Annotated in this window: 11 protein-coding genes; 1 reads left to right on the top strand and 10 read right to left on the bottom strand. The window is 41.7% G+C overall.

Going from position 1 to position 11,829, the window contains the following annotated elements; genetic code table 11:
* Positions 1 to 83 precede the first annotated feature (83 nt).
* The 7 genes from G585_RS0109700 to G585_RS17740 all read right to left on the bottom strand — a co-directional run bounded on the left by G585_RS0109700 (position 84) and on the right by G585_RS17740 (position 7,411).
* Positions 84 to 419 carry a hypothetical protein gene (locus G585_RS0109700; RefSeq protein WP_022774658.1) on the bottom strand — a complete coding sequence of 112 codons (336 nt, stop codon included), beginning with the start codon at positions 417 to 419 and terminating at the stop codon, positions 84 to 86.
* Positions 420 to 790: 371 nt separating this feature from the next.
* The gene (locus G585_RS0109695) at positions 791 to 1,528 is read right to left on the bottom strand and encodes a hypothetical protein (RefSeq protein WP_022774657.1); all 738 of its coding nucleotides are present in this window, start codon (positions 1,526 to 1,528) and stop codon (positions 791 to 793) included.
* A 3-nt stretch (positions 1,529 to 1,531) separates the two neighbouring features.
* On the bottom strand, positions 1,532 to 3,076 hold the full coding sequence (locus G585_RS0109690; RefSeq protein ID WP_022774655.1) for a glycosyltransferase: 1,545 nt from the start codon (positions 3,074 to 3,076) through the stop codon (positions 1,532 to 1,534).
* Positions 3,077 to 3,079: 3 nt separating this feature from the next.
* Complete coding sequence (locus G585_RS0109685) at positions 3,080 to 4,003, bottom strand: NAD-dependent epimerase/dehydratase family protein (RefSeq protein WP_022774654.1); 924 nt, start codon at positions 4,001 to 4,003, stop codon at positions 3,080 to 3,082.
* The gene (gene rfbH, locus G585_RS0109680) at positions 4,003 to 5,352 is read right to left on the bottom strand and encodes a lipopolysaccharide biosynthesis protein RfbH (protein WP_022774652.1); all 1,350 of its coding nucleotides are present in this window, start codon (positions 5,350 to 5,352) and stop codon (positions 4,003 to 4,005) included. The genes G585_RS0109685 and rfbH overlap by 1 nt, the downstream gene beginning before the upstream one ends.
* Positions 5,352 to 6,389 (bottom strand): CDP-glucose 4,6-dehydratase, encoded by a 1,038-nt coding sequence (gene rfbG / locus G585_RS0109675; RefSeq protein WP_022774651.1) that lies wholly within the window; start codon positions 6,387 to 6,389, stop codon positions 5,352 to 5,354. The genes rfbH and rfbG overlap by 1 nt, the downstream gene beginning before the upstream one ends.
* Positions 6,389 to 7,411 carry a glycosyltransferase gene (locus tag G585_RS17740; RefSeq protein WP_022774650.1) on the bottom strand — a complete coding sequence of 341 codons (1,023 nt, stop codon included), beginning with the start codon at positions 7,409 to 7,411 and terminating at the stop codon, positions 6,389 to 6,391. The genes rfbG and G585_RS17740 overlap by 1 nt, the downstream gene beginning before the upstream one ends.
* A gap of 128 nt (positions 7,412 to 7,539) precedes the next feature.
* Between G585_RS17740 and G585_RS17735 the strand changes: the two genes are divergently transcribed.
* The gene (locus G585_RS17735) at positions 7,540 to 8,682 is read left to right on the top strand and encodes a hypothetical protein (protein ID WP_022774648.1); all 1,143 of its coding nucleotides are present in this window, start codon (positions 7,540 to 7,542) and stop codon (positions 8,680 to 8,682) included.
* Here the strand turns inward: G585_RS17735 and G585_RS0109660 are convergent.
* The 3 genes from G585_RS0109660 to G585_RS0109650 are packed head-to-tail and all read right to left on the bottom strand — an operon-like array spanning position 8,679 to position 11,828.
* On the bottom strand, positions 8,679 to 9,773 hold the full coding sequence (locus G585_RS0109660) for a hypothetical protein (protein ID WP_022774647.1): 1,095 nt from the start codon (positions 9,771 to 9,773) through the stop codon (positions 8,679 to 8,681). The genes G585_RS17735 and G585_RS0109660 overlap by 4 nt on opposite strands.
* On the bottom strand, positions 9,766 to 10,890 hold the full coding sequence (locus G585_RS0109655; protein ID WP_022774646.1) for a DUF58 domain-containing protein: 1,125 nt from the start codon (positions 10,888 to 10,890) through the stop codon (positions 9,766 to 9,768). The genes G585_RS0109660 and G585_RS0109655 overlap by 8 nt, the downstream gene beginning before the upstream one ends.
* The gene (locus G585_RS0109650) at positions 10,890 to 11,828 is read right to left on the bottom strand and encodes an AAA family ATPase (protein WP_022774644.1); all 939 of its coding nucleotides are present in this window, start codon (positions 11,826 to 11,828) and stop codon (positions 10,890 to 10,892) included. Before G585_RS0109650 ends, G585_RS0109655 begins: the two co-directional genes overlap by 1 nt.
* Between the last annotated feature and the right edge of the window lies 1 nt (position 11,829).

Raw genomic sequence — 11,829 nt, 5'->3', positions numbered from 1 at the left:
AGCTATGCGACTTATGTCACATAGCTACTTAAATTTTCATTATAAAGCACTTACCTGTATATGGTCATGCGCCACTTTTGAAATCAGTCAGCCTGGTACTTATCAAGCTGTGAGAAGTCACCCATCATATCAAGGATCTTCTTGCGTCCAGCCTTGTTAAGCTTAACATACTGCTGCATAACGCGGTTCTCAACAATCTTCTTGCCAAGATCAGTGCCCTGCTCCAGTGTTGAAAAATCAACTGGATTCAGGTTAAGACGATCGCACATCTTTATAACTGTACCGTAAGCCATACCCTCGATCCCCCTATCAAGTGCTGTAACAAGTGTACTATATGGAATAGACATATCTATTGCGAACTGTCTGACACTCTTATACTGCTGTAAGATTTCTCTTTTTAAAATTTCTGCCTTTGTCATGTCATACCTCCTATTTATTTTTTATCTTGTGAATAATCATTCTTTTGGCAAAGTAAAGTCTACCACATTAACGTTTTTTCGTCATTCACTTTTTAGGGGAATTTTCTAATAAATTTTCATCAAGTTTGACAAGGGTTTTTTGGCATTTTAACGAAAATGCATATGATAACAAGAATTTACGAAAGTGTTCACACTTTTTTCACAATTCATTGTTACAATGATGACTTTTTTACGTTAATAGCATATTGACGCCCATTCGTTAACCGAAGGAATTATCAGAACAATTGACGAAAAAACAAACAGCACCGGAGTGCTGTTTATCATCATATTGTGTATGTTATTTTGTTTTGTGTCTATACCTGAATTCCGAATTATTCCCTTATTTCCTGAATCCTATTGGTTAAATATACCATAATCTCATTGTAGGTATCTTTCGGAATACTATAAATTTTATGAACATTTCCCTCACATTGTACGTCTATAGCGCCCATTTTACGCCTGACTGCGACGATTTTTATGAAGTCAGTCACATCAGTTTTATTGATCCTGTCAGGAGAAAACTCCATCCTGTCGCCGTAGATTTTAAGCTTACCAACCATAAGTCCACTTGTAGCTTCTACATCATAGTCAGGCTCTTCCTCACCCAGGAGCATCTGGAATCCCTTCTCTCCAATATCTGAAATCATTTTAGGTTCGGTAAAATGTTCAGCCGCAATCTCGTCAGGAGTATGTCCTGCCCCGCTTCCTTCCAAAGGATTCACATTTGTCTCAATAAGGCTTGTGAGAGAATTGAAATAAGCCCTGATTTCAAAGTCAGAATCTATAAGAATCTGTATAACCTTCGTTCTCACACCGGTCCTGAACTTTATAGTGTGGAAGCCTCCATTGATGTTAAAAAAGACACCATTTCCGGGCGTGGCCTCATAGAGAATTCTCTCATCCACAAAGATGAGCATATCACCGGCAACATTTTCTCTTTGACCCACACTGTAAATAGTGATAAAAAATGTTTTGCTCTCGTCAAAAAGGCGAGTCCCGCAAAGGGGACAAAAATTTAGTTTTGAACTTATTTTATCATCTAAGATCTGCTTGCAATTATGACAACGCATTGACTACTCTTCGTCTCCTTTGAAAAATTCCTCATCTATAATGATACCATTTTGTTTTATAAATTGTGAAGCCCTCACCTTGCACACATCAGTCCGGTCTATTAAAGCCACATCAAAAGAATGATTCTTCCAGGGCAATCTACAGAGATTTAAATCACCCCAGGCAACCGAATCTGCCATATTACTTGCAATACTTGCCGCAAATGGCGCCCTACAGACGCCAGCCACATATATGTCAGGAATTTCATGCTTTAAAAACGATGCTGTAGCCCCAAATCCGCAGGTGAAATCTATGACCCTCAGCGGCTCTTTCCGCTCACTATACAACTCCGATATTGCCTTGCAGGCTTCATCCCAATGAAGGCTGTAGCCCCAGACATCAAATCCCCACTTGTCTATAAACTTCTGTCTTCCCTTTTCCATGGCGTCGCTATGGCCTTCAAAGCCGCCTCCTCCATGGTGATAAATAAAACTGTTATCACAGACAAGCTGCAAAAATCCAGCTCTTGCAAGCCTTATCCCAAGATCGTCATCCTCAAAATACCCAGGTGAAAACAGTCCATCAAACACATCCCTTTCAGGTGCCACCACGTCAAGTGCCTCTTTCGAAACCATAAGTGCAAAGCCCGTTAGCCTGAAACGCCTGATATAAGGAGCATGCCTTGGTATACCCATCTCCTTTGAATAGCTTTTAAAGATCCTAAGACTCTCTTCAAGAGGAATCTCCTTGTACCACAGCTGTCCAAGGTCTCTGCCCGCATACTTTTCGAAGTGCTCTGGTTCTATCTCCTGAAGCGATGCGCTGTTTGACAGCGCCGACACCGCGCCGACATTTCTATCCTCGTATAGTCCCATTCGAAGAAAGAACACAGCATTTGGCATAAGTACAGCATCATTGTTTAAAAAGAAAATATCCCTGTCTTTATCACAGTTTTTGGCACCCAAGTTACAGCCCAATGGAAACCCTATATTCTCGTCATTCTCAATAAGTTTAAAGTCATATGAAACGGAATCTCTTTTTTTCCTCAAATACTCTTTTACCGCTTCATCCGAGGAGTTATTATCCACCACAACAAGCTCTGTAGTCTCAAGAAAACAGGTATCTTCAATGCTCTCGATGCACTTTTTTAACAGCTCAGGGTCATTGTAAGAAAGAACCATTATACTTAGCTTTTTTACCCTGAGAGAACCATCTTTTTCCAATTCAAAAAGCATATCTCTGATAGCCGCAGCATCCTCAGGCACCTCGCAATAAAGAAGCGCCTGCTGCACACAAAGATATGCTTTATTAATATTTATGTCCTTATAAAAAAGTCCCAACATGTAGAAGAGCTCATAGTTTTGGGGATCGTACTTTATCCCCCTCGCTATGGCATCAAATTCCGCAAAGCTGTCCTCAAGCACCTCCCAGAGAGAGGCCTCAAGAAGACAAAGTCTGGCCGCATCCTTATCAGTCTGCCGGTCAATATGAAGAAACTCCTCCTGAAACTCATAGAGGGCCTCCTTGTAATCTCCGCTTGAAATCAGCTCCTGCAGTCTTTCGTACATGTCTCACCTTACAGTTTGATCATAGTTATCGATAGAATCCAAAAATGAAGTCTCAGCTCTAAATCCGGTATCTTCAATGAGCTTTTTCACTGATGGTTTAAAAGAAACATAGGGCTTTGGATCATTTCCAAAGTGCAAAAGTTTTTCGTCTGCCCCAAGGTGATCCGCTGCCTCTTTTACAAAGGCCTTCAGTTCCTTATAATCGCCGCTTGCAATATTGTAAACTTCGCCATCTCTTCCCTTTTCGCCAAGAAGCCTTATGGCTATGGCTGCATCTTTTGCATCCAGATAGTCCCAATACTGCCTGCAGGAACTTAAAAATACATCCTCGCCTCTTTTTAGCTTCATCACCAGATCCGGCAGCATTCTGCCAGATGGCTCATACTTTCCTATGAGGCTGAAAATTCTGCCCCACACAAAGTGTATTTCGGCTTTTTTCGCTTTATTCTTTAGAAGATGGTAAGCTGCTGCCTTTGCAGTTCCATAGGCGGAAAACGGCTCTAAAAGTGCATTTTCATCAAGCTCTTTTGTATCAGGTTTAACGCCATACTCCGCCTGAGATCCAATGCCAACAAAGGCCACTTTAGCCCCTTTTTGGGCAAAAGAAATAGCGCTGTCCATAGCTTTAAGGCTACCGTCTATGTTTTTTAGCTGTGCTTCAAAGTCATCCCTTCCACCGCCCCAGGACAAGTGGAAAAAGATAACTTCTTTATCTTCAACATCCTCTTTATCAACAAGAGCCCCGATCTTATCGTAGTCCTCCATATTGATGAAGCGACTTTTCAGATTATCAGTACTTTTAAATCTGTCATTGTGCGTAGAGCCATCTCTTCCAATGGCATAGACAACATAGTCATTTTTCAAAAGCTGCTCTACAAGATTGGCACCTGCAAATCCAAATGCGCCGGTTACAATTGCTGTCTTCATCATTCCCTTCCAAGGGCCTTTCTGATAACACTAGCCATAAACTTAATCTTCTTTTCATTCATTCCTGGATAAACACCTACCCAGAATGCATTGTTCATAACTCTATCTGTAACTTCAAGAGAACCTACCACTCTGTAGTCTACGCCCTCTTTGTACTCAGCAAAGCAAGGATGTCTTAAGATATTTCCTGAGAAAAGAAGTCTTGTCTGAATATTGTTTGCTTCAAGAGCCTTTGTTATATCATTTCTTGATACACCGCTCTCCTCTTTTACGCACATGATAAAACCAAACCATGAAGGATTGGAATTCTCTGCTGCCTCAGGAAGAATAAGAACATCACTTACGCTCTCAAGCTCTTTTTTAAGCATTTCCCAGTTGTTTCTGCGGGCATTTGCAAAAGGAATAAGCTTATCAAGCTGAGCACATCCAACTGCTGCCTGCATATCTGTTGCTTTGAGATTGTATCCAAGATGGCTGTATACGTATTTGTGGTCGTATCCAACAGGAAGGTCTCCAAACTTGCCGTCAAATCTGTGGCCGCAGAAGTTGTCTTTTCCGGGAGGACATACACAGTCTCTTCCCCAGTCTCTAAAGCTTCTTACCATTCTGTGCAAGAGTCCGTTATTGGTATAAACGCATCCGCCTTCTCCCATAGTGATATGGTGTGGCGGGTAAAAGCTTGATGTACCGATATCGCCCCAGGTTCCTGTAAATCTCTTTTCACCGCCAATCTCATATTCTGAGCCGAGAGCATCACAGTTATCCTCGATAAGCCATAAATTATGCTTGTCGCAGAACTCTCTTACATGCTTTAAGTCGAAAGGATTTCCCAAAGTATGCGCGATCATAACTGCCTTTGTCTTTTCACTCAAGGCCTCTTCAAGTCTGTTCACATCAATGTTGTACTGAGGAATTGCAACGTCAACAAATACAGGAACCGCGCCGTACTGAATAATAGGTGCGATAGTTGTAGGGAATCCGCAGGCAACTGTTATTACTTCGTCACCTTTTTTCACTCTTCTGTCCCCAAGTTCAGGAGCTGTAAGAGCCATAAATGCGATGAGGTTAGCAGAAGATCCGCTGTTTACAAGGCTTACGCCCTTTACTCCAAGGAGCTTCCCAAATCTCTCTTCAAATTCATCTGTATATCTTCCTGCTGTAAGCCAAAAATCAAGGGATGAATCCACAAGGTTTTTAACTTCCTTCTCATCGAAGACTCTTCCTGAGTAAGGGATTCTGTCGCCCTCTTCAAAACCTGTATTATCTACCTTCAGAAATTTATCATAATAATCTGCCACAAGATCAAGAATCTGCTTTCTTGCAGCCTTTTGTGCTTCATTGTCTATCATTAATTAAAATACTCCTTTATTTCTTTTTCCATAACTTCTATTGCGTGTCCCTCAAGGTACCCACTGGTCCACTCAGCCGTCTTTTCAACAGCCATTTCAATATCCCACTTTGGCGCCCAGCCCAGTCTGCTCTTTATTTTTGAGCAGTCGAGCTTAAGATAATTGGCCTCGTGAGGTCCATTATCAGATTTAATCTCTATATCAGGCTGGCCATATTTTTCCTTGAATAATCCGGCAATCTTAAGGGTGGTAACAGCATCAGACTCATTGGGCCCTACATTATAAAAGCCTGCGTAGTTGCCATCTTCATACTGCTTCTGAGCGATCAAAAGATATGCTGACAAAGCCTCAAGTACATGCTGATATGGTCTTGTAGAATCAGGATTTCGAAGTGTTATCTTTTGTCCGCTTCTGGCAGCTCTTACGCAATCAGGAACGATCCTGTCTTTCGCAAAATCACCGCCGCCTATAACATTTCCGGCTCTGGCTGTAGATGTAGCAATTCCCAGTTCCTCAAAAAAAGAATTGATATATGAATGAGTGACAAGCTCTGAGCATGACTTACTGTTGGAATAAGGGTCAAAACCATCGAGTTTCTCATCCTCTCTGTATCCCCATTCCCACTCATTGTTCTGATAAACCTTATCAGTTGTAACATTCAAAAAAGATCTGACAGTGCCCGACTCTCTTACGCACTCACAGATATTTACCGTGCCCATGACATTTGTTTCATAGGTATAGCGCGGTCTTTCATAAGAATCTCTGACAATGGGCTGGGCCGCCAGATGAAAAACTATCTCCGGTTTTGCCTCGTCAAAGAAACTTTTTAATTTGTCAAAATCTCTGATATCTCCAATACATGAGCAAATATCATCACCCACTTTGGAAATCTCAAATAAATTCTCATCTCCCTCAGGAGATAATGCATAGCCATAGACTTTAGCTCCGGCCATGACCAGGATCTTGGTCAGCCAGCTTCCCTTAAAGCCTGTATGCCCGGTGACAAGCACCCTTTTTCCTTTGTAAAACTCTAACATTACTCTTCCTTTTGTACTTCTAAAGCTTCCTTTTCATAATCTTCTGCAAGCTCACTGTTGCCAAGGGCTCTGTAGCATTTGGCAATCGCAAGCCTTGGAAGCTCTTTTGATTTTTTAACATCCAGAATGCTCTCGCACTCGTATGCTGCATTATAATACCACACTATAGCCTCATCATAGTCCTTTTGGCTATAGTAAAAATCACCAAGTTCGTAGCAAACCTCACTGGACATTTCAGTTATTGCGTCTTTTAAGGCATACTTCAAAAGAGCTGACACATCTCCTTCTATCACAGCGATATGCGACAGAATGCAGCTTCCCTCTTTTATCTCATCAAGACTTCTGTGGGTATCCTTTAGTGATTCTTCAAAAAAACTTTTTGCTTTCAAAAAGTCATCATCAGTTCCGGCCATCATCAGCTCTCTTGCATACATCCCATAAAGGCGCCTTGACAGGAATTTCCCATCTGCAATGGCCTTTCTGAATGCATTTAAATCTCTGGCAGAGTGATTCTCACCGGGATTGTGTATGATCTCAATCTCAGAATTAACGATAACAGGATCCAAAACCACCTGTTCATGAATAGGGTCTTCCCATGTAAAATACCTGACTCTCTTAAAGAGCTTTGGTCTTAATTCTCTATCAAAGTTATAAACCGTCCTAAAAGACAACTGGTTACAATAGTACATCTGTACGATGTCAATATCAAGTTCTTCCAGATCTCTTTTCATCTGCAAAAACCTTTCCCTGTTTGTCTCATCCAGCTCCTCATCTGCATCTGCCGAATATATGTAGTCACAGGTTGCCTTGGAAAAAGAGAAATTTCTGGCCTCACTAAAATCTCCGGTCCACTTAAAGTCGTAAACTTTAGCACCGAAGGCATTCGCAATTTCTTTTGTCTTGTCTGTAGACCCGGTATCAACCACAATCATCTCGTCAACAAGGCCTTTTAGGCTGCCAAGGCACTTCTCAAGGCAATTTTCTTCATTTTTAACTATCATACAGAGACTGATCGTAACCATACTATACCCCCTGGATATGCGATATTATTATAATAATCGTAACGTTTTATAGTATATTTTTCAATATCCTTTACCTTGAAACAAACATAATGTAAACTAAAAGGAGTTTTGAAAAGGGACATATTTCAATGAAAAAGACATTTTTATATAAAACAGCAGGCCTTATTTTGGCCATTTCAATGCTCACAGGATGCCAGATTGCCGGCTCTGGCACTGTTACAGCACCTGAAGATACTACCAGTCAGGCCTCTTTTACTTCAACTACTCTGACTCCTTCATCACCTTTTGATGGAACTACATACATTTCGGAGTCAAACCTTACTTCTGTAGGCCAGGAGCTTGCAGAGGCAGAGGACGACGGTGACATAGAAGATGCCATTGCAGGCGTAGACGTTGTACAAAACTACGACACCGAGCTCAGCGTACCAACTTACATCACCAAACAGGATGATACCTGGTTCATAGTAGACTGCTACCACAACAGAGTCATTTACTCAGACGATCTGAATGCTCCACTCGATGAGTGGTACATCATGTCAGGAGATGCCACACAACCTCACACAATTGCTAGCGACGGCTCCGTTTACATGATTGATGATACAGAGAATAACAGGGTTCTGATCTACGAAAAAGTTAATGATAAATTTGCACATACCCAGACCTTTTATGATATCGGAAACAGGCCACATTATACTGTTTACAACGAGATCACTGACACCTTTTACGTATGGAGTTCTACAACCGGAGAGCTTTACTGTTTCAGACACACATCCGATTCAACAAGGATGTACCTCACAGATATAAAGAAAATTGACGAGCTTGACGGAATCTACGTACGCTCCTTCTCTATAATTGATGGCTACATCTACTTTGTTTCAGGAGTTTCCGACACAGATTCTGCCGGGGCTTCCAACATCATAATGTGCGACCTCGATACCTTAGAGATAAAAGAAAAATACACCGTCCCCGCTTTAGTTGCAGGAATGGTGCAAATTACAAAGATCCAGGATTACTATTATATTTCTGTTTCAACAGACACAACAGGTTCGCAGGATTATGCAACCATAATAAAGACACCTTCCCTCTCTGACTTAAGCCAGGGAAAATATGAAGACATCTATTCAACGTACTTCATAGGAGGCGGAACTCCTTACTACATCTCGAATGTAGACGATACCTATTTTCTTACAGAGCACAGACTTAAAGGGCACTCAATCTGGTCCTTTAAGGTGACCGACAACAGCATCACAAATGTCACCTCAATATTTTAAAAGTCCTGCTCCTTCACAGCTTTTTTTATATTTTTCAAATCTTCAGCGGTTATCTGATGTTCACTGTATCTGGCCTTTTCATAGATACTAAAAGCCGCAGACGCCCTTCCATTTGAAGTCATTTCAAGTTCACTTGGCGTCTGGCTTTCCCTGACATCAGAATAGCCGCTTCCATTTTTTATATACTTCTTAAATAAAAGCCTTACTCTTCCCTCATTACTGAGTCTCATCTGCAAAAATGATTCGCCTCTTTTGCTGGAGTTTCCACTTTCTTTTTTATCAAATGGGCTCAAGTACTCAATCTTGTCCCGCATAAGCTTATCCCTGAGAACATTCCTTGAGTTTTTCAATGTCCTGTAGATTCTGCCTATTCCCCTTATCAAAAGAACTACCACTGCAATAAGAACAACTGCCGCCAAAACCCAGTACAAAATTTCCCAAATACTGTGCCAAATGGAATCGTCTTCATAATCTTCGGGTAAAAGACTCTGAAGTTGTCCAAATTCCTGCTTCTCCTGTAGTGGCACATATTCTTCCGACTCTTTAAATTTAAAGAATCCAAAAAGCCACCTCAAAAAGCTAATAATCAGATATTTTGCCGCAGCCGCTATCTCTTTTCCGTAATCAAGCAAAGTACAGATAAACATTGAAAGAGCCACCGCTGCCACTGACAAACTGACCATCTTGCCATTATTCTTTTTCACCATGTCCATAGGAACACTTGCACCGTCTTTAAAGGGAACCATTGCATCCAGGATCTGCCTGGCGTTGTAATATAGAACCGCCAAGATTCCCCATACAGCCTCGCCTGCAAGAACTATTATCACGCCTTCCTGAATTTTTGCAATTCTGCAAAAGATATACAGAGCAATAAAGAAAAAAGCCTCAGAAATATCAGGATAAAAAACAAGATTTTCTCTCACCCTCTCAAGGGCAGTGGTTATCAGCACCAAAAGTAAAGTGATTCCCAAAAACACAATGACCACTTCCTTTTTTAAACCGAGCCTTAAAGACATTATCCCAAGAATATTCAGGCTCAGGGCTATGACTATATTATTTATTATCCTTAATATTTCTATCCTCTTATTCATGTATGACCACTTCGAAATCAATCTTAGAATCTGCAGGGCCCTCTTTTTTCATATCCTTGGTGAGTGGACACAGCCACAAGAGTTTCCCTGCCTTTTGGGCCAAAAGACCTGCTGCCTTTAGAGAATCGTCACCTCTGGTGGTAGAAATATAGCAAAAGGTTGTATTTTCTATATCAACGTTTGCAACTTCTCTTTCCACCGGCTCCGCCATAGAATTGGGAGTCGTCTTCTCAAGGTCGATCCTTGCAAGAGCTCTTTTGACGCTGACCATATGAAGGGCTGAAGCTCCCGCCAATAGGGATATATTTTCCCCTGTGACCTTGTCTCTTCCATTAGTCAAAAGAGATACCGGCACATTTTCTGAAATAAATCTCCCAGCCAGGGACATGGTAAGCCTTATGCAGTCCTCCAAAAGCTCCCTTTCGAACAAGATTCCAGGCTCATCCACATTTAAAATAAGCTTTACTTCCTGGGAAGATGTGTGATCATGCAGGTTCACCTTCAGATCCCCTGTCTTGGCAGTCGCCTTCCAGTTCACCATATTCTGCGGATCAGTTATCGAATAATCCCTGATTCCGCGAAAAGTAAAATTATCTTCATACAAAAAACGCTTTGAAAGCACATCCCCCATAAGCTGTCTAAATGGCACATCTGTCTTACTGACCGAAAGCTGCGCCGGATAAACATAGAGATTTGTGTGCTGTTCAAAGGTGTTGTATCTGATATCAGGGCTAAAAAGATCTGACGCCTTGAGAGAAGTCTTCAAAATGCTGTAATACCCCCTCTTTTGGCAATCAAGTTCCAGCCTTCTTGTTATCTTTTCATATAGTCCGAGACTGAATACATCCGTCACATTGACTCTGTCAGAGACAGAGGAATTGGTCTCTTTAGAAAACTCAAGCCCCTTATCAGTCTGGAAACTGACCTGCAAAATGTGAAGAGGCAAAAAGTTCCTGTTTGTGATAACTTCCTGCAAATGAGCCTTTTCTCCCTCATTTACCGCTTCTTCCACAAAATCAAGTCTGGCCATAAGCCCCTTGTCCCAAAAGTTACCAAAGAGCCATTTTTCAAAACGATATAAAGCAAAAATAACTATCGGTATAAGTATAATAGGCATCAGAAATCCTCAGTCGGCACAGTAATCTCATCAAGAATGCTCTGAATTATTCCACTTGCATCCGCATTTACACCATAGCCTGAAGAAAGAATAAGCCTATGGGCCAAAACAGGCACTGCAAGTCTCTTAATATCCTCAGGAACAACATAGTCCCTGCCCTCAGCATAGGCCAAAACCTTGGCACAGTTAAGAAGTGCAAGACTTCCTCTTGTGCTGACTCCGGAAGATACATCTCTTCTGTTCCTGGTGGCAACTATAATGTCCGCAATGTACTCTTTTATCTGAGGATGAACTTTCACCTTCATAGCCTCGTCATGCATTTCTTCTATCTCTTTTGGATCTGCTACGGGGCTGAGCTTTTCCAGAGCTTCACTGCTTCCGCTTCCATCAAAGCGCTCTAAGATCTTTATTTCTTCAGCTCTGTCAGGAAATCCCACAGACAGCTTCATAAGAAATCTGTCCAGCTGTGCCTCCGGAAGAGGGAAGGTTCCGCTGGTCTCAACAGGGTTCTGAGTTGCAATAACAAAAAACGGCCTCTCAAGAGTCCTGGTCTGCCCGTCAATTGTTACCTGCCTCTCCTCCATACACTCAAGAAGTCCCGCCTGAGTTCTGGGAGTTGCTCTGTTTATCTCATCCGCTAAAAGAATGTTACAAAAAACCGGGCCCTTGTTAAAAACAAACTCTCCCTTAGACATCTGATACACATTAAGTCCTGTAATATCAGATGGGAGAAGGTCCGGTGTAAACTGAATTCTTTTAAAACTTCCATCTACCGATCTGGCCAAAGCCTTAGCTAGCATAGTCTTACCGGTTCCGGGGACATCCTCTAATAGAACATGTCCACCGGCCACCATAGCAACCACTGTCAAAAGAACTGTCTCGTCCTTACCAACTAAGACCTTACCAATATTGTCTCGAATATCTTTTATGCTCCCCATA

The organism is Butyrivibrio sp. AE2015 (assembly GCF_000420825.1).
GTDB lineage: Bacteria > Bacillota > Clostridia > Lachnospirales > Lachnospiraceae > Butyrivibrio.
Note: the sequence above shows the minus strand (reverse complement) of the source record. Positions and strands in the feature narration are given on the sequence as shown.